Annotated in this window: 20 protein-coding genes; 8 read left to right on the top strand and 12 right to left on the bottom strand. The window is 65.8% G+C overall.

Annotated elements, in window-relative coordinates; translation table 11 throughout:
• Positions 1-17: 17 nt before the first annotated feature.
• The 4 genes from ACCC94_RS02065 to ACCC94_RS02050 all read left to right on the top strand — a co-directional run bounded on the left by ACCC94_RS02065 (position 18) and on the right by ACCC94_RS02050 (position 4,504).
• The gene (locus ACCC94_RS02065) at positions 18-1,379 is read left to right on the top strand and encodes a DUF1329 domain-containing protein (RefSeq protein ID WP_413347807.1); all 1,362 of its coding nucleotides are present in this window, start codon (positions 18-20) and stop codon (positions 1,377-1,379) included.
• Positions 1,380-1,591: 212 nt separating this feature from the next.
• Positions 1,592-3,385 (top strand): acyl-CoA dehydrogenase, encoded by a 1,794-nt coding sequence (locus tag ACCC94_RS02060; RefSeq protein WP_413347806.1) that lies wholly within the window; start codon positions 1,592-1,594, stop codon positions 3,383-3,385.
• Positions 3,386-3,713: 328 nt separating this feature from the next.
• The gene (locus ACCC94_RS02055) at positions 3,714-4,160 is read left to right on the top strand and encodes a hypothetical protein (protein WP_413347805.1); all 447 of its coding nucleotides are present in this window, start codon (positions 3,714-3,716) and stop codon (positions 4,158-4,160) included.
• Positions 4,161-4,324: 164 nt separating this feature from the next.
• Entirely contained in the window at positions 4,325-4,504 is a 180-nt protein-coding gene (locus ACCC94_RS02050) for a hypothetical protein (protein ID WP_024762799.1), read from the top strand.
• Between the two features lie 34 nt (positions 4,505-4,538).
• Here the strand turns inward: ACCC94_RS02050 and ACCC94_RS02045 are convergent, their stop codons facing one another.
• The 6 genes from ACCC94_RS02045 to ACCC94_RS02020 form a co-directional block, all read right to left on the bottom strand.
• Positions 4,539-5,648 carry a M14 family metallopeptidase gene (locus tag ACCC94_RS02045; protein ID WP_413347804.1) on the bottom strand — a complete coding sequence of 370 codons (1,110 nt, stop codon included), beginning with the start codon at positions 5,646-5,648 and terminating at the stop codon, positions 4,539-4,541.
• Between the two features lie 58 nt (positions 5,649-5,706).
• A complete protein-coding gene (locus ACCC94_RS02040; protein WP_413347803.1) occupies positions 5,707-6,981 on the bottom strand; it encodes an MFS transporter in 1,275 nt (424 codons plus the stop codon).
• Positions 6,978-8,186, bottom strand: coding sequence for a M20 aminoacylase family protein (locus ACCC94_RS02035; protein WP_413347802.1), 1,209 nt, complete (start codon positions 8,184-8,186; stop codon positions 6,978-6,980). The genes ACCC94_RS02040 and ACCC94_RS02035 overlap by 4 nt, the downstream gene beginning before the upstream one ends.
• Before the next feature lie 125 nt (positions 8,187-8,311).
• The gene (locus tag ACCC94_RS02030; protein WP_413347801.1) at positions 8,312-9,217 is read right to left on the bottom strand and encodes a LysR family transcriptional regulator; all 906 of its coding nucleotides are present in this window, start codon (positions 9,215-9,217) and stop codon (positions 8,312-8,314) included.
• A gap of 777 nt (positions 9,218-9,994) precedes the next feature.
• A complete protein-coding gene (locus tag ACCC94_RS02025; RefSeq protein ID WP_413347800.1) occupies positions 9,995-11,353 on the bottom strand; it encodes a DUF1329 domain-containing protein in 1,359 nt (452 codons plus the stop codon).
• 27 nt (positions 11,354-11,380) lie between these two features.
• Entirely contained in the window at positions 11,381-13,234 is a 1,854-nt protein-coding gene (locus ACCC94_RS02020; protein WP_413347799.1) for a DUF1302 domain-containing protein, read from the bottom strand.
• Between the two features lie 280 nt (positions 13,235-13,514).
• Here ACCC94_RS02020 and ACCC94_RS02015 point away from each other — a divergent pair, with 280 nt between their 5' ends.
• The 4 genes from ACCC94_RS02015 (at position 13,515) to ACCC94_RS02000 (ending at position 17,151) form a co-directional block, all read left to right on the top strand.
• On the top strand, positions 13,515-14,837 hold the full coding sequence (locus ACCC94_RS02015; protein WP_413347798.1) for a CapA family protein: 1,323 nt from the start codon (positions 13,515-13,517) through the stop codon (positions 14,835-14,837).
• Positions 14,838-15,061: 224 nt separating this feature from the next.
• Complete coding sequence (locus ACCC94_RS02010; protein WP_413347797.1) at positions 15,062-15,736, top strand: polysaccharide lyase family 7 protein; 675 nt, start codon at positions 15,062-15,064, stop codon at positions 15,734-15,736.
• Positions 15,737-16,145: 409 nt separating this feature from the next.
• Positions 16,146-16,739, top strand: a complete 594-nt coding sequence (locus ACCC94_RS02005) for a GNAT family N-acetyltransferase (RefSeq protein ID WP_413347796.1) — start codon at positions 16,146-16,148, stop codon at positions 16,737-16,739.
• A 22-nt stretch (positions 16,740-16,761) separates the two neighbouring features.
• Complete coding sequence (locus tag ACCC94_RS02000) at positions 16,762-17,151, top strand: VOC family protein (RefSeq protein ID WP_413347795.1); 390 nt, start codon at positions 16,762-16,764, stop codon at positions 17,149-17,151.
• 13 nt (positions 17,152-17,164) lie between these two features.
• On the opposite strand, the gene ACCC94_RS01995 is transcribed toward ACCC94_RS02000, so the two are convergent.
• From ACCC94_RS01995 to ACCC94_RS01970, 6 genes are all read right to left on the bottom strand, one after another.
• Positions 17,165-18,667, bottom strand: a complete 1,503-nt coding sequence (locus ACCC94_RS01995; RefSeq protein WP_413347794.1) for an aldehyde dehydrogenase family protein — start codon at positions 18,665-18,667, stop codon at positions 17,165-17,167.
• Positions 18,664-19,716 (bottom strand): aminoglycoside phosphotransferase family protein, encoded by a 1,053-nt coding sequence (locus tag ACCC94_RS01990; RefSeq protein WP_413347793.1) that lies wholly within the window; start codon positions 19,714-19,716, stop codon positions 18,664-18,666. The genes ACCC94_RS01995 and ACCC94_RS01990 overlap by 4 nt, the downstream gene beginning before the upstream one ends.
• A gap of 4 nt (positions 19,717-19,720) precedes the next feature.
• The gene (locus tag ACCC94_RS01985; RefSeq protein ID WP_413347792.1) at positions 19,721-20,065 is read right to left on the bottom strand and encodes a cupin domain-containing protein; all 345 of its coding nucleotides are present in this window, start codon (positions 20,063-20,065) and stop codon (positions 19,721-19,723) included.
• A 175-nt stretch (positions 20,066-20,240) separates the two neighbouring features.
• Positions 20,241-20,621: a cupin domain-containing protein gene (locus tag ACCC94_RS01980; RefSeq protein ID WP_413347791.1), complete on the bottom strand. Its 381-nt coding sequence runs from the start codon at positions 20,619-20,621 to the stop codon at positions 20,241-20,243.
• Positions 20,614-21,918 carry a nucleotide disphospho-sugar-binding domain-containing protein gene (locus ACCC94_RS01975; protein ID WP_413347790.1) on the bottom strand — a complete coding sequence of 435 codons (1,305 nt, stop codon included), beginning with the start codon at positions 21,916-21,918 and terminating at the stop codon, positions 20,614-20,616. Before ACCC94_RS01975 ends, ACCC94_RS01980 begins: the two co-directional genes overlap by 8 nt.
• A 33-nt stretch (positions 21,919-21,951) precedes the next feature.
• A partial coding sequence (locus tag ACCC94_RS01970; RefSeq protein WP_413347789.1) for a TOBE domain-containing protein occupies positions 21,952-22,402 on the bottom strand: 451 nt, incomplete at its 5' end.

Genomic DNA, 22,402 nt, shown 5'->3' with positions numbered 1-22,402 from the left:
CGTACCTAGAGGCATTCATGAAAAACAACCTCACCGCCCTCTCAAGCCTGGCCGTCACCCTGCTGCTGGCCACCGCCAGCAGCCTGGCGGCAACCCCCGAAGAAGCCGGCAAGCTCGGCACCAGCCTCACCCCGCTGGGCGCGCAAAAGGAAGGTAATGCCGATGGCAGCATTCCTTCCTGGGACGGCGGCCTGAAGCCGGGTGCGGCGCCCGTGGAGAACGGTTTCCTGGGCAATCCGTTCAAGGACGAAAAGCCACTGTTCGTGATCACCGCGGCCAACGCCGAGCAATACAAGGACAAGCTCACCCCCGGCCAGCTGGCGCTGTTCAAGCGCTATGCCGACACCTATCGGATTCCGGTGTACAAAACCCACCGCACGGCCTGGGCGCCGCAATCGGTTTATGACGATGCGAAGAAGAGCGCCAGCACCGCCCAGTTGACCAGCAACGGCGACGGTCTCACCCTGCCGCAGTCGCACTTCTACGCCTTCCCGATTCCCAAGAGCGGCGTCGAGCTGGTGTGGAACCATGAAACGCGCTATCGCGGCACCAACTACCAGCGCCAGTCGGCGCAAGCGGTGCCGCAGACCAATGGCGACTACATGGTCGTCGGTTTCAAGGAGGACCTGGCTTCGCCGCCCTTCCTGCCGGACTACGATCCTGCCAGGACCAACATCCTGACCTTCTACAAACAGGAGATCGTCGCGCCGCCGCGCCTGACCGGAACCGTCAACCTCGTCTACGAGACCATGGACCAGCTCAAGGAACCGCGCCAGGCCTGGACTTACAACGCCGGCCAACGTCGTGTCCGCCGTGCCCCCGAGATTGCCTATGACGGTCCCGGCAGCGCTGCCGACGGCATGCGCACCGCGGACAACAGCGACCTCTACAACGGGTCTCCCGATCGCTATACCTGGAAGCTGATCGGCAAACGCGAGCTGTACATTCCATACAACAACTACCAGTTGATTTCGCCGAAGAACAGGTACAGCGACATCATCAAGGCTGGCCATATAAACCAGGACCTGACCCGCTACGAGCTCCATCGGGTCTGGGAAGTCGAAGGCACCCTCAAGCCCGGGGCCCGTCACGTCTACTCGAAGCGCCACATGTATTTCGACGAGGATACCTGGACGCTCGTCGAGATCGACCACTACGACAGCCGCGGCCAGCTGTGGCGGGTCGCCGAAGGTCACCTATATACCGACTATGAGCATGGCGTGGTTCCCTACGGCGCCCTCACGCTGTATGACCTGATCGCCGGACGCTATGTGGTGATGGGCCTGACCAACGAGTCCAAGCGGGGAACCCAGTACGATATGAAGTACACCCCTAACGACTTCACCCCGGCGGCCCTGCGTAACGCAGGCATTCGCTGATCCCCCAGGGCGCTCCGCTGGGAGCGCCCTTCGCTTTACCCCCTCCTGCCCCCGGTTCTTCAGACCCCAGGCGAATCCTGAAAACTTCCGCTGCCCCGGACAGGTCCACTGTTCACCCATGCATCATGACGGCTACCCCGATCGGGTGGTCATGCTCGTCCGGCGACCCGGCTTGAACGAGAGCGAGCCCTTGGCCATAGAGGAGTTCCACCATGAGCGAATACCAAGCACCGCTGCGCGACATGCAGTTCGTCCTGCGCGAACTGAAGCTGCTCGAGACGGTGAACCAGTTGCCCGGCCATGAGGAGATGAACGGCGAGCTGGTCGACGCCATCCTCAACGAGGCGGCGCGTTTTGCCCAGGGCGTTCTGGCCCCGCTCAATAGCGTTGGCGACCGCCAGGGCGCGCGCTGGCAAGCCGGCGACGTGCGCACGGCAGACGGCTGGCGCGAAGCCTACGCACAATTTGCCGACAACGGTTGGAACGCCCTCTCCTGCCCGCCCGACTTCGGCGGCCAGGGCGCGCCGCGGCTGGTGTCGGCATTGGCGGAGGAGATGTGGAACGCCGCCAACGTCGCCTTCGGCCTGTGCCCGATGCTGACCCGTGGCGCCATCGAAGCCATCGAGTTGCGTGGCTCGGATGAACTGAAGCGCACCTGGCTGCCGAAGCTGGTGAGCGGTGAATGGACCGGCACCATGAACCTGACCGAGCCCCAGGCCGGTTCGGACCTCGCCGCCGTGCGCAGCCGCGCCGAGCCTCGGGGCGACGGCACCTACAAGATATTCGGGCAGAAAATCTTCATCACCTACGGCGAGCACGACCTCACCGAGAACATCGTCCACCTAGTACTGGCCCGGGTACCGGGGGCGCCGGATGGCGTGAAAGGCATTTCGCTGTTCGTGGTGCCCAAGGTGCTGCTGAATGCCGACGGCAGCCTGGGCGAGCGTAACGACGTCCGTTGCGTTTCCATCGAGCACAAGCTCGGCATCCATGGCAGCCCTACCGCCGTGCTGGCCTTCGGTGACCAGGGCGGCGCCACCGGCTGGCTGGTGGGCGAGGAAAACCGCGGCCTGGAGTACATGTTCATCATGATGAACGCGGCGCGCTTCTCAGTCGGTATCGAGGGCATCGGCCTAGCCGAACGCGCCTACCAGCGCGCCGTGAGCTATGCCCGGCAGCGCATCCAGGGGACGGAGATCGGCGTGCCGGGACGGGAAAAGGCGGCGATCATCCGTCACCCCGATGTCCGCAGGCTGCTGATGTCCATGCGCTCGCGGATCGAAGCCATGCGCGCGCTGGCCTGCGAAGTGGCGCTGGCGTCCGATCTCGCCCAGGGTCATCCCGACGAAACAGTGCGCCGCGAGCGGCAGGCTTTCGTCGAACTGATGATCCCGGTGATCAAGGGCTGGTGCACCGAGAACGCGGTGGACATCGCCTCCCTGGGGGTGCAGGTCCACGGGGGCATGGGCTTCATCGAGGAAACGGGCGCCGCCCAGCACCTGCGCGATGCACGGATTACACCGATCTATGAGGGCACGACGGCCATCCAGGCGCTCGACCTGATCGGTCGCAAGATCGCCCGCGACAGAGGCGCAGCCGCCTTCGCCCTGATCGCCCGACTGCGCGAGGGGCAACTGGCAATGCCGGACGACGACCCGCAATTGGCGGCGATTCGCCATCGCCTGTTCTCGGCGATCAACGCGCTGGACGACGCAGTCACCCATGTGGTGAAGCATTACGACGATCAGGTGCGCCAAGTGGCGCTGGGCTCGGTGCCGCTGCTGGAGCTGTTCGGCATCGTCACTGGCGGATGGCAATTGGCGCGCTCCGCCCAGGTCGCCCGCGAGCGGCTGGCCAGCAACAGCGGCGACGCGGCGTTCTACCGGGCCAAACTGCGCACCGCACAGTTCTATGCCGGGCACTTCCTTACTCGAGCACCAGGCCTGGCCCAGACGATCACGGAGGGCGGCGACGCCGCGCTGGCGATGGTTGATTTCGCCTTCTGAATGCGTACGCCCGCCCGTCCGAAGTCTCGACGGGCGGGCTCCACCCGTAACGACAGCTTTACACCTGCTGCAGATCCTGCCGCCCCTGGCCCCGGCTGGCCGCTCCGCACACCTGCGCACCATTGGCTATTTCGGCGGGTAGTCCTTATGCAGGAATGCTCGTTGACAGGGCCTCGCCGCTTCAGTGAGATGGCCTTTCGTTCAGGCAAATGGCATTGCTTGCCGACTGTGTGCGTTGTAGTCCTGCAATGCCGCGATGACGAAACTTTGGCGATCCCGACTCGCTTACGAAAGTTTTCTCGTTTCATCGACACAGGAGATGCCGGCGATGTTGAACCAGGCACCCCGGAACACCCAGGACGTCGAATTCGACGAACAATTCCTCCTCGCCTTCGAGATCCAGGTCCTGCAGAAGGCCCTGCCGGCCTTCGAAGAAGCCTCGCGCTTCGCCCGCGACCGAGGCCTGCGCTGCAGCGTGGAGTTGATCACCAACGCCGACGGCCATCCCGAACTCAGCCTTAGCGCCACCCAGCGCGACGACCTGCCGGACAGTTGCTACCGCCTGATCGCCGACCCGGCCTCCCAGGGCATAGTCCACGAAGAATTCACCGCAGTGAACCGCCGCACGCGGCGCCAGGGCGCGCGCCTGGCGACGCTGACCTCGCGCTCCCTGGAGCTGCAGCTGGAGGCCTTCTTCATGCATGCGTTCGGCATGCGCCTGGACTACAACGTGCTGCGCCTGGACTACTCTTACGAGCATGCTTCTGGGCTATAGGCCTTTTCCGACGCCGCCGGTCGTCGGTTCGGCCGGTGGCGGAACGAGCGTTCCGTCGGACAGTTCCTGCAAAGGATGACTTATGGCAACGATGAACGCGTCGAAGTCGCTATTATTCGCGCCTTGTGCGCCACCTCGTGCGTGTTTCCCGTTATCGCTTCGCCATGAATGAATTCCTCGTGCATTTTCAGGACGGTCACTGCCTGGGCAAGACCGTGCTGCGCTCGTTTTCCCGCCAGATGACCCTCTCCGAGGCGCGCGTGCGCCTGCAGGCCTGCTACCCGCTGCGCGTTCCGCACCTGCTGAACATCCTGCACCTGACGCCAATGCTGCCCGGCCGCTGACCCGGCACAACGGGCAGTCGCGCCGGACGATCCGCTACCTGCAGCCGCGAACCGGCTCCGCCTGGGCCTCGCTCAGCCCGGCAAGGGCTTGTCGCGCCGCTTCGCCGGCCTGCTCCAGCACCCGCCGCTTCCAGCCGTCCTCATCGACGTAGAAGGCATCGCGCAACTGGCGCCGGATACGCAGGGCTTTCTGCGTCGATACGCCCGGGTTGTTGGCCAGCCACTGGTCCGCGCGTAGCGCCTTGAGCACCCGCAGGCCCGGCAGCGTGCCGTATTCCAGGGTAATGGCGGTCAATTCCGCCTGCGGGCATTCGCTGGCGGCGGCGAGGACCATCAGCCCCTTGAGCGGGACCGACACGGACTCGCCCTTGTACGACGACGTCACCTCGTCGCCCCACCAGCGGCGGGTACGTGCCAGCGATTGTGCATCGTTGGCGCCCACGTAGATGCGTTCTCCGTGCCCCTTGGGGCCGAGGCCGGTATGCAGGTCGATCCAGCCGATCCGCGAACAGGCCCGTCCCTGCTGGCGCAGCACCTGGCGCACCACCTGGTTGCTCCAGGTGGGCTGGTCACCGATATAGAACAGCCCCTTGGGATGACTGTCCTGACCGCTGGCAATCGCCGCCTGCAGCTGTTTGCGGCCATGGCGCATGGCGTAGCGCAACAGGCGCAAATGGCTGCCAAGGGACGGCCAACGGCGCGGAATCAGGATCGGGTCGAGCGCCCCGTAGGCCTGGTTGCGCTGGCGCGGCTGGGAAAAGTCGATGAAGTTGCGGTTGAGGTCGACGTTCTCGTGGGTCCAGCGTCGCCACCAGGAGAAGCCATGGGGATTGGCCGCATGCAGGTAGAGCACCGCGCAATCCGCCTTGGCGCATTGCTCCAGCCAGCCGGGGTCGTTCAGCAGCGCGACCTGCACCGCCGAGCCGCAGAAGCCTTCCACGCCGTGGCAGCCGCTGCTGATGATCAGCAGGTTCTGCGCGTCGCTCGGACCGCTGCGCGCCACGTCCAGCGCCAGGGGCTCGCCCTCGCGTCCGGTCAATGGATGGCGGTGGGATTCGACGACCAGGCCGGCGGACAGGCAGGCAGCGAGAAACTTGCCACGCGCTTCGGCGTAGCTCTGGGAAAAACAGGCAGACGGGTTCATCACCACTCCGGATGATCAGATTTTTGCGCGGCCCGCTGGGCGGGCCCTTCGAGGAATATCAGGCTCGGCCGACAGCGCCGGGCAGCGGGGCTTCGTTGTGCTCGCCCTGCAGGGACTGGCGGGTGCGATCCGGGGCGATGATCCGGCAGCCGAGAATGGCGCCGGTCACGGTGAGCACGCCGAACAGGCCGAGCGCCGTCTCGAAGCCTTGGGCGATGTCGCCGCCACGCAGTTCGACCAGTTGGCCGACGACCCAGGGCGCGAGCATGCCGGCGCTGGTCATCCCGCCAATGTGAATGGCCAGCATCGAGCCGCGCTGTGCGCTCGGCGCGATATAGGCGACCAGGGTGTTGCAGAAGGTCGGCAGCACATTCACCAGGATCGCGCCCAGAGCGTAGAGCACCAGGATAGCCGGGCGGTCTCCGTGCAGCAGGGTCAGTGCGCAGAAGGCGGCCCCGGCAACCGCCGCGAAGAGCATCGGCGGCAGCACCATGGCACGCTGCACCGAGACGCCACGCTTCATTGCCCGTTGCGAGAGCGCGGAAAGCAGCAGGTTGGCGAGGATCACCCCGACCGTCACCACCATGACCGTGTAGCCCGACTGCATGGGCGTCATGCCCTGGCCTTTCTGCAGGTACACCGGCACCCAGCTGTACACCAGCGCGGTGGGCAGGTAACTGAGGAAACCCATCAGGGTGATCCAGAGGAAACTGCGGTTGAGCAGCAGGCGGCTGTACGGCAGGCGCAGCGACGAAGCCGGTCCCTCCTCCTCGGTCTGCTGCCCTTCACGGCCGAAGAACAGCCAGACCACCAGCCAGGCGAGGCCCAGCAGCGCCAGCAGGAAGTACGCGGTACGCCAGCCGAAATGCTGGATCGCCAGCGGCAGGCTCAGCGCGCCGAGCACCGCGCCGAGCATGATCGACACCTGGATCAGCGCCGAGGGCAGCACGCGCTCCTTCGGCCCGAACCACTTGAAGCAGGCATGCTGGGTGACCGCCGTGCCCGGCCCGGTGCCGGCGCCCAGCAGCAGGCGCCCGGCAACCAGCGCGGCGAAGCCGCTGGACAGTGCCACCAGCAGCTGCGAGGCCATCCACACCACCGACATGCCGGCGAGAATCCAGCGCGTCGGGAAGCGGTTGGCGAGGAAGCCCACCAGCACGCCGGAGATCGAGTAGAGGAAGAAGAACGCGCTGCCGATGAAACCGAACTCGGTCGGCGAGAGTTTCAGCTCGTCGATGATCTGCGCGCCGGCGAAGGCGAAGATGGTCTTGTCCAGCACGCTGATGACCATTACCAGCATCAGCAGGATGAGAACTCCGTTACGCCGGCTCATGGTCGGGCTCCCGTGCTCAGGTAAGTCTCCACCAGCCGCACCCAGAGCGCCGCGCCGAACGGGATGGCGCCGTCGTTGAAGTCGTAGCCGGGGTTATGGACCATGCAGCCGCTGGGGCCGCTGTCGCCATTGCCCAGGGCGATGTAGCAGCCGGGGCGCCGCTCCAGCATCCAGGCGAAATCCTCGCTGCCGAGGAAGCCCGATGGAATTTCCGAGAGCAGGCGCTGCGGGCCTACCAGTTCGGTCAGCACCTGGCGCGCGAGGCGGGTTTCTTCCGGGGTGTTGACCAGCACCGGCACCAGCTCCTCGTATTCGTAGCGCAGCTCCATGCCGTGCACGGCGGCGACGCCATGGGTGATCTCGCCAATGCGTCGCTTGAGCAGCTCGCGCACTTCCGGCTTGGTCGCACGCACGCTCAGGCGCAGGTCAGCGTGATCGGGAATGACGTTGGCCGCCTCCCCCGCCTTGAGCATGCCCACGGTTACCACGGCCACCTCGGTGGACGGCACGTTGCGCGCGACGATGCTTTGCAGCGCCAACACCAGTTCCGCGGCGGCGACTATCGGGTCCCTGGTCAGGTGCGGCATGGCGCCATGGCCGCCGACGCCGGTCAGGCGGATTGATACCCGGTCCGACGATGCGGTCAGCGCACCTTCGCGGGTCAGGAAGCAGCCCACCGGCAGGCCCGGCGCGTTGTGCAGTGCGTACACGGCATCGCAGGGGAAGCGCTCGAACAGGCCGTCATCCATCATCGCCACGGCGCCGCCCAGGGTTTCCTCGGCGGGCTGGAAGATCAGGTTGAGCGTGCCGTCAAAGTTGCGTTGCTCGGCCAAATCGCGGGCGGCACAGAGCAGGATGGCGGTGTGGCCGTCATGGCCGCAGGCGTGCATGCGGCCGGCGTGCTGGCTGGTGTAGGGCACGCCGCTGGCTTCATCGATGGGCAGCGCGTCCATGTCGGCGCGGATGCCGACGCTACGCGCGCTGTTGCCCTGGCGCAGAACACCGACCACACCGGTGCCGCCCACGCCCTCATGGACTTCATAGCCCCATTCGCGCAGGTAGCCGGCGACGATGGCGGCGGTGCGCGCCTCCTCGAAACCCAGCTCGGGATGCTGGTGGAGGTCCCGGCGAATCCGGGCGAAGTCTTGCTGGGAAGCGAACAGTCTTTCGACTGTCTCGTGCTGGGAAAGGGGCTGCTGACTCATGCCGCATCCTGCTCATTGTTCTGATGTGGTCGGCAGGATGCCCCAGGCGCGAGACGCTGAATAATGACCTTCGCGCATGCTTATCCAGGCTGGTTATCGACGCCTGCTTGCAGTCCGATCCGGGATCAGTCGACCTTGCGCAGGTGCGGGCCCTTGAAGGCGTAGACCAGTTCGTCCACCAGGGTCTGCGCCTCGCGGGTCATCAGCTCCGGCGGGCGGCAGACCAGCGAGATGTCGGTGCCCGGCACGGTTTCGGCGATGTCCAGCGCATCCAGGGTGCCGGAGATGATCGGCAGGTCGAACACCCGCCGCGACCAGAAGCTCACCGCGTCGGTGTTGGCTGCCAGTTCCGCGTAGAGCACCACCGAGGCGCACTCGATGACGCGCCCGGGGTGGCGCACCTGGTACTGCTCGAACATCTGCCCGGCCAGGGAGACATCCAGCGAATCGGGCACCAGCCATTCCTCGTCGAGCAACTCGTGCAGCGACCGCGCGTTGCGCAGCGGATGCCCCTTGCGCACGGCCAGCGTAGTGGGCTGGGCGTAGAGTTCCTGCCAGTGGAAGCCATCGACGTTGCGCGAGGCCGGCTGCGAGGTCAGCACCAGGTCCAGCTGGCCTTCGCGCAGGCCTTCGAGCAGCTTGGCCGGGCGCAGCTCGCTGATCTGCAGCTGCACCTTGGGGTAGCGTTTGCGGTAACGCAGCAGGCTGGAGGCGAATTGCTGGCTGGGCGTTACCGGTGACACGCCGATGGCCACGCGACCATCCATGGCGCCCTTCAGCGTCTCGATCTCGTCCCGCGCGCGGCGCACTTCCTCCACCACCAGACGGGCGCGCCGCACCAGCCGCTCGCCGTATTCGGTGGCAGTGATGCCGCGATTGGAGCGCACCAGCAGCGGCACGCCCAGCTCGGCCTCCAGCTCCTTGATGCTCTTGGACAGTGCCGGCTGGGAGATATGCAGCAGGCGCGAAGCTTCCTGGATGCTGCCGCTCTCGCAGATGGCGACTATGGCGCGCAGTTGATGCAACTTCATGGAATGGTCGTCGGCTCGGGTTCGGTAACAGGTTGGACCATAAAGCAAAATCGAGGCCGGGGTGAGTAACGGTTGGTAAACGCGGGCGGACTGGTGGGTCGCGGAGGCTGCTTTACCAGGACGAATGGGGCGCGGCGATGGCGTTCGCGACAGCATGGGTATCGCTGCGCTCCACGCCATCCTACGACCAGGTTTCCTGTTGCCGCTGTGCGGGTGGGGGGATTCGCGGACAAGGTCCGCTCCTACGGGGAGGCGCCGAATTGGGCGGGTTCGCGAACACAGACTGGGCGTCCCCCCTCGGTCCTACGAAGAGCACCACCGCCCCGGCTTTGGTTTTAGCTTTGGCTCCCAGAGACTTCCAGAGAAATGTCCGCACGCTCCGATTGCCCCGTTCAGTAGGCCTCGTTGAAGCGGAGTTTCAGGGGTTGAGCGACATGGATGTCGCGGCGGGCCCCTGAAACTTCGCTTCAGCGAGGGTATTTTTCGCCTAGGCGAAAAACCGGATGTCCGGGGCAAGACCTTTGGTTACTTTGGGGCGTTTGCCAAAGTAACTCGCCCGAGGGGGCGAAACACGATGTTTGCGCGTATGCCGAAGCGGCGCTGAATGCCCCAACTACAAGCGCACGGCCCGCTCCTGAAGAAAGCATCAAATTGGGCGGGTTCGCGAGCAAGCTCGCTCCTACAAGGAGCCAGCAGCCCATCACCAGACGAAAAAAAGCGGCCCGAAGGCCGCTGATAAACACATCGGAGCGCCGGTGAGCGCCAGTCGAGCTTGCCTCAGCGGATGCCGGTGGCGCGCAAGGCGTTGGGGGTGAAGTCGTTGCTGCTGGCCTTCACCGCGAAGTCGTAGCTGCTCTTTTCCTCATTGCGCAGGCCGGACACCGTGTAGCGGCCGGACAGCACGTCATAGTGGGTCTCCGCCGTCAGCCAGGTGAACTGCTGGTCGTAGAACGGCCGCGCATGGCCCTCGGACACCCGCCACAAGCTGCCACGTCCGTCGTAGGCATCGGCCTCGGCGATCTGCCAGCTGTCCTCGTCGATGTACAGGTCACGCTTGCTGTAGATGTGGCGCTGGCCCGGCTTCAGGGTGGCCACCACGTGCCATACGCGGTGCAGCTCGTAGCGGGTGTGGTCCGGGTTCAGGTGGCCGGGCTTGACGATGTCGTCGTATTTCAGCGACGGCGAGTCGAGCGCGAAGCTGTTGTAAGGGATGTACAGCTCCTTCTTGCCCACCAGCTTCCAGTCGTAGCGATCCGGCGCGCCGTTGAACATGTCGAAGTCGTCGTAGGTACGCATGCCTTCCGCGCCGGGGCTGTCGTAGCCCACCTGCGGGGCGCGGCGCACGCGGCGCTGGCCGGCGTTGTACATCCAGGCCATGCGCGGTTCCTTGACCTGATCGATGGTCTCCAGCACCAGCATCACGCTGCCCGCGCGGCGCGGCGGCGAGAGGATTTCCTGGCGGAAGTAGTAGAGGATGTTGTCCATCTTCGCCGGGTCGTAGTCCTTGAGCCCGAACGGGAAGGCGAACTGCTCCTTCATGTAGCTGATGGTGTACGCGCCGTTGGCTTGCGGGTTCATTTGCGCGGTGGTGCGCAGCATGGCGTTGCCACGGTAGCGGGTGACGTGGTTCCAGATCACTTCCAGCCCGTTCTGCGGGATCGGGAACGGCACGGTCATGCTGAAATTGCTCAGCCCGTTGCCGCCCTCGGCCAGGGAGGTCGCGGTGGCGTTCTTCTTCGCCGCATCGATCACCGCCTGTGGGTAGCTGGCGCTGCGGTGGCTGGGATAGACCGGAATGCGGTAGGTCTCGGGGAAGCGCTGGAACATCGCCAGTTGCCCCGGCGTGAGCTTGTCCTGGTACTGGCTGGCGTTCTGCGCGGTGATGGTGAACAGCGGCTTGTCGGCGGCATACGGGTCGCCGAGGAAGCCGCCGGCGTCGGCCTTGCCGGCATTGGGTGCCAGCCCGCCGGTCCAGGCCGGGATGCTGCCATCGGCGTTGCCCGCCTTCTCGGCACCAATCGGGGTGAGTTCATTGCCCAGGCGTGCGGCCTGGTCGGCACCGACCGCGGCGATGACCTGCCCGGCGAGCAGGCTCAGCGTCAGGCAGCCGGCCTGCAACCATTGCTTGTTGTTCATGCTTTTACCTCAGGGGGCTGGCGGGCGTCAGAAGCTGACGCCCAGGCTGACGGCGAGGAAGTCGCGGTCGGTGTTGACGTTGTAATCACCGCCGAAGTAGTCGGTGTAACTGATGCTGGCGGTGTAGCGGCTCAGGTATTCGGCATCGACGCCGACGCTGATCGATTTGTCGCCCTCGTTGAAGGTCGGGCCGTAGCCCTGCACGTCGTGGGCGAATGCCAGGTTCGGGCGCAGCGAGACGCCGCCGATCAGGTCGTTGTATTCCAGGCCCGCGCGCACGCGGTATCCCCAGGAGTTCTGGGTGTAGAAGCCCTTGTCATCGCACTGGCCGGGATTGGCGGTATTCACCACCTTCTGGCAGATCGCATTGCCCGACAGCCCCAGCAGCGCCGAGGTGCCGGCGCTGGCCAGCTCGCCGTTGCCGTACACGCTGCTGCGGCCGAAGCGCAGGTCGGAGCCGTCGGTGGAGCCCAGGTCGGCGATGTGGCTGAAGCCGATCTCGCCCACCAGCGTCAGGCGCTCGGCGCCGATCAGCTCGATCTGGTCGAAGGTGTTGGTGAAGGTCATCTGCGCCTGGGTGAACGGCTTGCGCTCGTAACCCTGGATCAGCGAACCGTAGGCCGAATCGGCCCAGCCGCTGGAGAAGATCGGCAGACCGCCGTTGACCAGCGGGCTGGTCGCCGCGGAGCCGAGGGTGGCAGCGCCGGAAACGTCGCTGGAGTTGATGCCCAGCGGCATGTTCGGCCGGTAGCTGATCTCGCCCTGCACCGCAGTGCTGCCCCAGGTGGTGTTGAAGCCCAGGCCGTAGAGGCGGATGTCCTCGGGGTAGTCCAGGTACCAGCGCGCGGTGCTCACGCCGCCCTGCCCGATCAGCCCGCCGACCGGATCGGCCAGCGCGCCCTTGCCAACCACCCAGTTACTGGTTGGCGTGCGGCTGTGATAGTTCATCGCGTAGGCGGAGAACTCGGTGTCGTTAACCATCCAGCGCAGCGCCACGCCGAACTGGCCTCCGTCGCGGGCGTCATGGTCCTTGCCGCGCGGCACGTAGCCGTAACCGCCTTTGATACCAGTGCCGTCGATGTCGCGGTCGAAGTCGCTGCCGTTCACCGCCATGTTGATGTCGCAGCCCTTGGCCGCCACGTCGCTGCCGAAGAAGGTGCCGCAGTTGTCCGGCACGGTCTTCTCCCACTCCAGCTGGTAGAAGGCCTCCATGGACAGGGTGTCGGTGAGCCCCTGGTTGAAATACAGCATGCTCACCGGGATCAGCGCTTCCTTCACCTCGGAACCGGGGCGGCGCAGCGCGGCGACGTCCGCCGGGTTGATCGAGTTGATGCCGTTCTGGATGAAGGTGCTCTCGCCCCAGCTCACCACCTGGCGGCCCAGGCGCACGGTGCCCGGCAGGTCGTTGAGTTGATAGTTGTGATAGAGGAAGGCATCGAGCAGCTCGGCGCCGGAGGACTGGGCGGCGGTATCGCGGCCGCTGTCGTCGATGTCGTAGAGCGGGCGGTGTTCGTCCTTCAGCTCGAAGTCGTACCAGTACTTGCCGCGCAGGAACAGGCCGCTGTCGCCGTACTTCAGCTCCAGGTCGTGCAGGCCCTTGAAGATCTTGGAGAAGGTCTCGCCCTTCTTGAAATTCAGCCGGCCGTCGTCGGAGGTCTGGCTGGAGGCCGTGCCGCCGTTGCGGGTGCCGATGAATTCCTTGTCCGGACTGTCCATCGCCCAGCTCGCGCCGATGGACAGGGTCGAGTCGAAGCGACCCTCGATTTCCCCCACGTTGAAGCTCACTGCCTGAGCTGAAGATGCCCCGCCAAGGGCCATGCTGGTAGCCAGCGCCAGCGCGTGCGGCCTGAAGCCTGCGGCGCCGGTTATTGTTCTTTTCATGCTGCTCTCCGCCTGGATCGTGCTGGTCACGGCAAGCCGTGCCACCCCTGCTCCGCGGCTCTTGGGCCGGGAGGCGAGCGCAGGTTAGAGCGCTGTCACAAGCCTGACTTCTGAAAAAAAGTGATGCCCATAGCCAGAATGAAAGGACCGGTAGCTCGCGGCACGCGGGGCGTTGCGGGTGATAACCGAAGGCTATCGCGATACCCAGGATTCAGCCGACCCGGGCCGCACATTGGCCTAAAGTCCGCCGCCATCAGCGACCCCGACCCTGAGGTGGACCATGAAGATTGCGTTGACCGGCGACAGCATCCTGCAGCGCCGCCTGAATAGCCGCGAAGACGAAACCCTGCGCCCGCTGTTCGACCTGCTGCGCGGCACCGACGTCAGCTTCACCAATCTGGAAGTGCTGCCCAACGACTTTCAGGGCGACGCCGTGCTGGAAAGCGGCGGCTCGCACTTCGGCGCGCCCTCGTGGATTCTCGACGAGCTGGCGGACGGCGGCTTCGACCTGTTCTCCACGGCCAACAACCACAGCCTCGACTACGGCATCGCCGGCCTGCACGCCGCCCACGCCCAGCTGGACAAGCGCGAGCTACTGTTCGCCGGCACCGGCCGCAATCTCGAGGAAGCCCGCCGCCCGGTGTATTGCACCAAGCCCACCGGCACCGTCTCGCTGCTGGCCTGCACCTCCACCTTCGGCAAGGGCCAGGAAGCCAGCGAGCAGACCCGCGACATGCCCGGCCGCCCCGGCTTGAACCCCTTGCGCTTCGACACCGTGCACCAGCTCGATGGCGCGCAGATGGAAGCCATGCGTGGCATCATCGCCAGCCTCGGCCTGGACCGCCTCTACCAGGGCGCGGTGGACCTGGGCTTCGCCCACCCGATCCCCGATCCGTCGCTGGCGGTATTCGGCCCCTTCACCCCGCTGCTGTTCCGCCAGGGCGAGAGCGCACGCCTGCGCACCCTGCCGCGCAAGAAGGACATGGACGACATCCTGCGCTGGGTCGAGGAAGCGCGGACGCTGTCCGACGTGGTGGTGCTGAGCATCCACGCCCACGAACTGGGCCACGACGCCAAGGGTGAGTGGGACCTGGAAGTGGCCGCCGAATTCATCCAGCCGGTGGCGCGGCGCATGATCGATGCCGGCGTCGACATCGTGGTCGGCCACGGCCCGCACCTGCTGCGCGGCATGGAGATCTACAACGGCAAGCCGATCTTCTACAGCCTGGGCAATTTCATCGGGCAGAACGAGCTGGTGGAACGCCTGCCGGCGGACAGCTACGAGCAGTTCCGCGTGGACCGCAACCAGACGCCCTCGAAGGTGTTCCTGCAGCGCACCCAGAACGACACTCGCAGTTTCCCTTCCGATGCGCGCTTCTGGGAGAGCCTGGTGCCGGTCTGCCAGTTCGACGGCCGCCGCCTCGTCGGCATCGAGCTGCACCCGGTGAGCCTGGGCCTGGGCGAAGCGGTGCACCGCCGTGGCCGCCCGCGCCTGGCCGAGGGCGAACACGCCCAGGCGATCCTGCAGCGCTTTGCCGCACTGTCGGAGCCCTACGGGACTCGCTTGTCGATGGACGGCCCGGTGGCACGCGTCAGGCTCTGACCCGGCGCCAAGGCGCTGGTGCCCAAGTCCCTTGTAGGAGCGAGCTTGCTCGCGAACGGCTTTTCCCGGCACCCACACCGGCATGCGGTTCGCGAGCAAGCTCGCACCTACGGAAATCCTTCCTGCCAGGGCGGATGACGCGACCGCTCGGCCGAAATTTCGATGGAGGCGAAACCCTGCCCGGTCAAACCCAGCACCCCACAACCGCAGTAGGAGTGCCTGGTATGACCGTGAACATCGACAACCTCAGCATCGCCCTGCCCGTCGGCAAGACGCCCACCGACACCCTGGCCATCGAGCTGCCCGGCCCGCAAGCGCTGGCACAGTATCCCGAGCTGGTGACGCGATTGCCCGACGGCAGCCTGCGACTCACCGCGCCGACCCAGGGCGCGGCCAGCAAGAGCGTGCACCGCACCCGTTGCGAGTGGAAGGAGCCGATCTACTGGGCGCTGAGCAGCGCGACCGAACACGTCAACCATCAACTGATGGCCGTCACCCAGGTCAACTCGGCGCAAAAGGTGGTGATCGCGCAGATGCATGTGAAGGATGACGACAGTCCGTTGCTCAAGGTGTTCTGGCAGAAGGGCAAGCTGACCATGGGCTTCCGCCAGACCTTCAATCAGGACACGCCGGTGAACAGCACAGTGCTGGATAACGTGCCACTGGGAGCAGATTTCGACATCCTGATCCGCGCCACTTCCAACCTCACGCTGACGGTCCAGGCCAGTTGCAACGGCCGCACCTCGAACGTGGCGCCCATGACGCTGGATGCCAGTTGGGCGGCACGGGTCTTCGACTTCCATGGCGGGGTCTACAACCAGATCGACTTCAGCGCGACAACGCTCGCCACCGATGCTTCGGTTTGTGTGATCAAGGACCTGCAGGTCCGGCATGCTTGAGCGCAGGTAACCTCAGCGCGTGTGGCTGAGCCGATCGCGGACAAGGTCCGCTCCTACGCGAAATAGCGCGCCAGGGCGTGCCCTCTCCCCAGCCCTCTCCCTGAAGGGAGAGGGAGCCATCCGAGCCGGCTCCCGCCGCAGTTTCAGCCGGCACCGATCCAGTCCCCTCTCCCTTCGGAGCGGGGCGCGCAGCCAGGGTTAGGAAGAGGGAAATCGCCGGTACGGAGTTTCAGTTAAAGACAGTTGCTCCTACGCAGGTACGAGCTTTCGTAGGAGCGGACCCTGTCCGCGAAATCCAGAGCGTCGGCCCCCCTGTTCACCGGCAAACGCCGTTGTACAGCGCCCGCGGCTACAGAAGTACGCCGGCATCCGGTAGTCTGTCATCGCACTCAACCCAGAGCCCATCCGCATGCCCGCCCTCACCTGCCCCCAACTGACCGGCCAGCACGTCGAACTCCTGCCGCTGCGCGCAGAACATGCACAGGCATTGCTCGAAGCCGCCGCCGATGGCGAGCTGTGGAACCTCAAGGTCACCGTGGTGCCCGGCCCGGATACCGTCGCGGGCTATATCGCCAAGGCCGAAAAGGGACTGGAGGAAGGCAGCGTCCTGCCCTTCGCCATCCTCGACCGGCGCACGGGCAGGATCGTCGGCAGCACCCGCTTCTGGAAGGTCGACCGCGCCAACCGCAAGCTGGAGATCGGCCACACCTGGCTGGCGCTGTCGGCGCAGCGCACGCCGATCAACACCGAGGCCAAGCTCCTGCTGCTTACCTACGCCTTCGAGGAACTCGACTGCGTGCGCGTGCAGTTCACCACCGACGAGTTGAACGAGAAATCCCGCGCCGCCATCCTGCGCCTGGGCGCGGTGCAGGAAGGCATCGTCCGCCATGAACGCATCATGCCCGATGGCCGCAAGCGCAACTCGGTGCGCTTCAGCATCATCGACAGCGAGTGGCCCGAAGTGAAGGCGCGGCTGCTGCAGCGGCTTGCCCCCCGGCATTGACCTGAACAGAAGGAGCATCGGCATGCTGTCCCACGTCTTCCTCGGCACCACGGATTTCGAGCGCGCGCTGGGGTTCTACCAGCCGCTCATGCAGGTCCTGGGCTATCCGCTGAAGTTCATCGAGCGCGAGCGACCCTGGGCCGCCTGGATGCCGGCGGATGCGCCGCGCCCGCTGTTCATCGTCGGCGCGCCCTTCGAAGGAGAAGCGACTCCGGGCAACGGACAGATGCTCGCACTGCAGGCCAGCTCCCGCGCGCAGGTGGACCGCGCCTACCAGGCCGCACTGGCCAGCGGCGGGACCTGTGCCGGGGCTCCGGGCCTGCGCCCGGAGTACCACGCGCACTATTACGGCGCCTACCTGCGCGACCCGGACGGCAACAAGCTCTGCTGCGTCTGTCACGAGCCGCAGTGAGGCGCCGCGCCGCTCACCCCTGGTAGAACACCTCGTCGCTGTACGGATACCACCAGGAGTGAATCTGCGGCTGGTGGTCGATGATCACCATCTTCGAACGGCGGAATGCATCCAGGCCCTGGCGGCCCAATTCGCGCCCCATGCCGGACATCTTCCAGCCGCCGAAGGGCAACGCGTCGTTGTCGATCAGTGGGTTGTTCACCCAGACCATCCCCGCTTCCAGGCGATCCGCCGCTTCCATGGCTTCGGCGAGGTCGGTGGAGAACAGCGAGGCGCCCAGGCCGAACGGCGAGTCGTTGGCCAGCCGTACCGCCTCGTCGAAGTCCTTCACCTTGCAGATTGCCGCCACCGGACCGAAGCATTCCTCATGGAAGATCGCCATGGCCGGGGTGACGTCGGTGAGGATGGTCGGCTCGTAGTACCAGCCCACCGGGAACTGCGCGGGAATGCGTCCACCACAGACCAGCGTCGCGCCCTTGGCGATGGCGTCGTCCACCAGCCGCATGACCTTGGCGCGGGCCGCTTCGCTGACCATCGGGCCGATCTCGGAGCGCTCCAGACCATGACCGATGCGCAGCGCGCGGGTGCGTTCGGCGAAGCGCGCGACGAACTCGTCGTGGACTTCGTCGACCACGTAGAAGCGCTCGGCCGAGGTGCAGATCTGCCCGCTCAGGTGGAAGGCCGCGGTCACCGCGCCGGCCGCCGCGATTTCCAGCGGCGCGTGGCGGGAGATGATCATCGGATCGCTGCCACCGGCCTCGATCACCGCCGGCTTCATCCGCTCGGCACAGGCCACCGCCACCGCCTTGCCGGCGGCGACGCTGCCGGTGAAGGCCACGGCGTGGGTGCGCTCGGACTGCACCAGGCGTTGTGCAGTGCTGGCATCGCCCGGCACGCAGCTGACCATGCCCGCCGGCAGCACCTTGAAGTGCTGCATGAACTTCAGCGTGCACAGCGTGGTGCTTTCCGCCGGCTTGACGATGCAGGCGTTGCCCGCGGCCAGCGAGGCGGCCAGGGTCCAGCACATCAGCAGGATGGGGAAGTTGAACGGCATGATGTGCACGCTGACGCCGTATGGCTCGTAGCGCACGTGCTGGAACGAGCCGAGCTGCGTGGTGCCGGCGACCTTGCCGGCCTCGTCGCGGGCCATCTCGGCGTAGTAGCGGAAGATCGGCGCGCAGTTGGCCAGCTCGCCCATGGCCTCGGGGAACGGCTTGCCCATTTCCAGGGTCATCAGCCGCGCCACTTCGCGCTGGGTGGCCTGGTCGGTCTCGATGGTATTGGCCAGTTGGTGGAGGATTGCCGCGCGGGATTTCGCATCCACGCGCTTCCACTCACGCTGCGCGGCGTTGGCCGCATCGATGGCAGCGTCGACGTCTTCCGCATCGCACAGGGCGATGCGCCCGACCTGGGTCAGGTCGGCGGGGTTGATGATGTCGCGCAGGCGCTGCGTCGCTACGCCCTGGTAATGCGGGCCGATGAAACGCAATGGTAGATCAACATGGAAGTCGGTCATGGAATGCTCCGCAGGGATTCGGATGAGGCCAGGCGCTGGGCGATCACGTCGCTCTCCAGCGGCAGGCGCCAGTTCGGCAGGTGGGCGTCAAGCAACGCCGCCAGCGGGCGCAACTGTTCGCTGTCGAGCGCGCGCTGGAACAGCCGCAGCACGCGCGGCAGGTGCCTGAGGTAGCCGTGCTTGCCATCGCGCTTGGCCAGGCGCACGAAGATGCCCAGCACCTTGGCGTGGCGCTGCGCGGCGAGCACCTGGAAATCGGCCATGAAGCGCCGGCCGTCCACTTCCGGGCGCTGGCTGAGGTAATGGCTGAGCAGGGTCACGCGCAACGTTTCGGGAATGTCGCGGCGCGCATCTTCGAGCAGGGACATGAGGTCGTAGGTCGGTGAGCCGAACAGCGCGTCCTGGAAGTCCAGCAGCCCGCACGCGGCCACGCCCGCCCTGCCCTCCAGCAGCATCAGGTTGTCGACGTGGTAATCGCGCAGCACCAGCACCTCCCGGCGCAGCGACACGTTGCGCCAGAGCGCGGCGAACTCTGCCTGATAGCGCTCGCGAAGCTGCGCGGCGGCCTGCTCGCCCACCAGCAAGGGCGCGTACCAGTCGATGAACAGCACCGCTTCATCACCCAGTTTCTGCCCGTCGTAGGCTGCTACGCCTTCGGCGGCCTGGGGACCCGCGCGGTGCAGGCGCACCAGGGCGTCCACGGCGAGGCGGTACAGCGCCGTCTCGTCATGGCCGTCGGCGAGCAGCCGGGTGTAGGTGGCCTGGCCGAAGTCCTCGATCAATGCCAGTCCCAGCTCACGGTCGGCCGCGACCACAGTGGGCGCGGACAGTCCGCAATCACGCAGCAACTGCGCCACCCGCAGGTAAGGGGCCAGAGGTTCGGCGCCGGGTGGCGAATCCATCAGCAGCAGTCCCTTGCCGTCGAGGCGGAAGTAGCGCCGCGCCGAGGCGTCCGCTGGCAGCGCGGTAATGGCCGCGCCGCTCAGCCCGCTGCCGGCGAGGAAGGTCTCGCGGGCGGCGGCACGGGTGGTTTCGCAAGGCAGGTTCATGGCATCACCGGATCATGTAGACCTTCTTGATGGTCTCGTGCACGGTGCACACGCCCTTCCAGTCCCTGGGGAAGAAGGCCGCGGTGTCCGGCTCGATCTCGATCACCTCGCCGGACTCGTGCACGTAGGTGCAGCGGCCTTCGAGGAAGTGGCAGAACTCGTCGCTGGTCACGTGGCAGAACCACTTGCCCGGCGTGCAGTGCCAGATACCGCATTCGGACTGGCCTTCAGGCCCCTTGTGCAGGACCACGCCGCTGACACGGGACTCGCCCTCGAGCATGGTCGGGATCACGCCCCAGTCCTTGAGTTCGGTGACCTGCAGCGGGCGGTAGATAACGGGGGTCTTCATCGTTCACTCCTGATGAGTCGAATCATGCAAGGCGACTGACCGCTCGTGGTCATCCGCCGGTGGGATCGGTGGAAATCGACGGCGGATAACGCTTGTAGCGTTATGCGCCCTACGAAAAGCCCTCTCCTTGCAGGGCGCATAACCGCTTGCGGTTATCCGCCGATGGGATCGGAAATCACGCCAGCATGTAGAGGTTGCGCAGCGTGCTGTGCACGGTGCATTCGCCGGTCCAGCCGGCGGGGAACAGCACCAGGGTGTCGGGCTCGACCTCGATCACCTCGCCCTCGTCGGAGCGGTAGGTGGCGCGGCCAGCGAAGAAATGACAGAGCTCGTCACGCGGGATCGACAGGCGCCAGCGGCCAGGGGTGCAGACCCACAGGCCGGTTTCCGGGCTGTTGTTCGGGCCCTTGAACAGCAGGCGCCCGCTGGAGTGCGAGACACCCTCCAGTGCATCGGACTGCACGCCCCAATCCACCAGGTCGTCATAGTCGCGGGCGCCGCGGATGTGCGGGGCGGTGCTTTTTCCATTAAAGGAAGCGGCCTTGAGCTCAGGCATGGTTCACCGCCTTGCCCTGCATGAGCTGGTCGAGGATGCGCGCGGCATCTTCCGGGCCCTTGCGCGAGCGCATGTAGTCGCTGGTGCGGGCCAGGCGCTCCTTCATCAGGTCGTCGCCCAGCAACTGGGCGATGTTGCGCGCCAGGTCTTCCTCGCTCCAGTCGTAGCGACCCATGCGCAGGCCGTGGCCGCTTTCCTGGGCGCGCATGGCGTTGTCGTGGCCATCCCAGACGTAGGGCATGACGATGGCCGGCTTACCGAAGAACAGGCACTCGGTGAAGCTGTTGTTGCCGCCATGGTGGATCACCCCGTCGACCTGGGCGATCACCGAGGGCTGCGGGTACCAGTTGGAGACAATCACGTTGTCCGGCAGGTCGGTGTACTTCTCCACGTGCTCGCCGACGTTGAACAGCGCGCGGTACGGCAGCTTGCCTATGGTGGTGACCAGGCGCTTGAGCAACTCGACGTCGCCCGAGCCCAGGCTGCCGAAGCTGACATACAGCAGCGGCTTGTCGTTGTGCGCCTTGAACTGCGGGATCTCGTAGGGCTTGTCGGTACGCACGCAACCCTGCAGGTAATGGAACTGCCGCGCCGGCAGCGGGTGACGGCGCTGGAACTTCACCGGGTCCGGGTAGAGCAGCAGGTTCATGTAGGGCGACTCTTCGAAGAAGGTGCCCAGCGGATACGGCCGCTCGCCGCACTGCGCGAGGAAGTCGTTGAAGTCGGCATGGATCGGAGCGATCACTTCCTCGAAGCGCTTCTGGAAGCGTGCGTGGCCGTCCTTGTCATCCACGCTCATGCCCGACAGGTACGGCGGGATATCCGGGTCGTGCACCTCGTTCTCCGAGCAGGAGATGATCCGCACCCAGGGCTTGCCGTAGTGCTTGATGGCCGGGAAGAGGATCACGTTATCCACGCAGATCAGGTCCGGCTTGATCCGGTCGAGAATTGCCGGCAGCTCCTTCTGCGCCCACTTGGCGGTGGACACGATGGCCTCCCAGCACTCCTTCACGTAGTTGTCGAGCTGGTCGATCGGCGCCTTGCGGAAGTTGGGGATATGGCCGTTGATGAAGTCGGTCCAGTAGCGCGCCATCTCCTCGGCCGGCATCGGCTCGGACATGTTCACGTAGTGCTCCTCGAAGCCGTAGGCGGCGTACACCCCGGTCATGCCCGGATCGGTGAGGAACACCGCCTTGTGCCCCATCGCCTCGCAGGCCTGGGCGATTCCCACGGAGTTCAGGGCCGGGCCATAGGCGGCCTCGGGGAAGAATGCGATGACCTTGCGTTCACTACTCATGGTGCTCTCCAGTCAGTCTTGTTCTTAAGGCGATCAGTGAGTCAGCACGCGGCCGTGCCGCGCATCCCAACCCAGGCGCACCGGCATGCCGGCGGCGAGGCGGAGGTAGTCGTAATCCGAGGACGGCACGCGGACGATCAGCGGCTTGCTGGAAAGCGCCGTGTTCACATGCAGGTTGGTGTCCAGGCCGTGGTAGGCCACTTCGGCCACCTCGCCGTGGATCTGGTTGTCGGTGGCGGGCGTGGCGTCGGTGAGTACACGCAAACGCTCCGGGCGCAGCGCCAGGGTCACACTCTCCGGGCTGGACTCGGCGGTGGTCTCGATACTCAGCACCTGGTTGCCGGCCTGCAGGTGGTTGGTGCCCACGCGGCGGCCCTCGATCAGGTTGCTGACGCCGATGAAGTCGGCGACAAAGCGGCTGCCGGGGTTCTCGTACAGCTCGCTGGGGCTGCCGCACTGGCAGACCTTGCCGTCGCGCAGCACG

Source organism: Pseudomonas sp. Pseusp97, assembly GCF_047304025.1.
Taxonomy (GTDB): domain Bacteria; phylum Pseudomonadota; class Gammaproteobacteria; order Pseudomonadales; family Pseudomonadaceae; genus Pseudomonas.
Note: the sequence above shows the minus strand (reverse complement) of the source record. Positions and strands in the feature narration are given on the sequence as shown.

Excerpts from the sequence above, each read along its gene's own strand:
- ACCC94_RS01975 (WP_413347790.1), bottom strand. The coding sequence starts at position 21,918 with ATGAGTAGTGAACGCAAGGTCATCGCATTCTTCCCCGAGGCCGCCTAT.
- ACCC94_RS02015 (WP_413347798.1), top strand. The coding sequence starts at position 13,515 with ATGAAGATTGCGTTGACCGGCGACAGCATCCTGCAGCGCCGCCTGAAT.
- ACCC94_RS02000 (WP_413347795.1), top strand. The coding sequence starts at position 16,762 with ATGCTGTCCCACGTCTTCCTCGGCACCACGGATTTCGAGCGCGCGCTG.
- ACCC94_RS01995 (WP_413347794.1), bottom strand. The coding sequence starts at position 18,667 with ATGACCGACTTCCATGTTGATCTACCATTGCGTTTCATCGGCCCGCAT.
- ACCC94_RS02035 (WP_413347802.1), bottom strand. The coding sequence starts at position 8,186 with ATGAGTCAGCAGCCCCTTTCCCAGCACGAGACAGTCGAAAGACTGTTC.
- ACCC94_RS01980 (WP_413347791.1), bottom strand. The coding sequence starts at position 20,621 with ATGCCTGAGCTCAAGGCCGCTTCCTTTAATGGAAAAAGCACCGCCCCG.
- ACCC94_RS01990 (WP_413347793.1), bottom strand. The coding sequence starts at position 19,716 with ATGAACCTGCCTTGCGAAACCACCCGTGCCGCCGCCCGCGAGACCTTC.
- ACCC94_RS02005 (WP_413347796.1), top strand. The coding sequence starts at position 16,146 with ATGCCCGCCCTCACCTGCCCCCAACTGACCGGCCAGCACGTCGAACTC.
- ACCC94_RS02040 (WP_413347803.1), bottom strand. The coding sequence starts at position 6,981 with ATGAGCCGGCGTAACGGAGTTCTCATCCTGCTGATGCTGGTAATGGTC.
- ACCC94_RS02045 (WP_413347804.1), bottom strand. The coding sequence starts at position 5,648 with ATGAACCCGTCTGCCTGTTTTTCCCAGAGCTACGCCGAAGCGCGTGGC.
- ACCC94_RS02055 (WP_413347805.1), top strand. The coding sequence starts at position 3,714 with ATGTTGAACCAGGCACCCCGGAACACCCAGGACGTCGAATTCGACGAA.
- ACCC94_RS02020 (WP_413347799.1), bottom strand. The coding sequence starts at position 13,234 with ATGAAAAGAACAATAACCGGCGCCGCAGGCTTCAGGCCGCACGCGCTG.
- ACCC94_RS02025 (WP_413347800.1), bottom strand. The coding sequence starts at position 11,353 with ATGAACAACAAGCAATGGTTGCAGGCCGGCTGCCTGACGCTGAGCCTG.
- ACCC94_RS02010 (WP_413347797.1), top strand. The coding sequence starts at position 15,062 with ATGACCGTGAACATCGACAACCTCAGCATCGCCCTGCCCGTCGGCAAG.
- ACCC94_RS02050 (WP_024762799.1), top strand. The coding sequence starts at position 4,325 with ATGAATGAATTCCTCGTGCATTTTCAGGACGGTCACTGCCTGGGCAAG.
- ACCC94_RS02065 (WP_413347807.1), top strand. The coding sequence starts at position 18 with ATGAAAAACAACCTCACCGCCCTCTCAAGCCTGGCCGTCACCCTGCTG.
- ACCC94_RS02060 (WP_413347806.1), top strand. The coding sequence starts at position 1,592 with ATGAGCGAATACCAAGCACCGCTGCGCGACATGCAGTTCGTCCTGCGC.
- ACCC94_RS02030 (WP_413347801.1), bottom strand. The coding sequence starts at position 9,217 with ATGAAGTTGCATCAACTGCGCGCCATAGTCGCCATCTGCGAGAGCGGC.
- ACCC94_RS01985 (WP_413347792.1), bottom strand. The coding sequence starts at position 20,065 with ATGAAGACCCCCGTTATCTACCGCCCGCTGCAGGTCACCGAACTCAAG.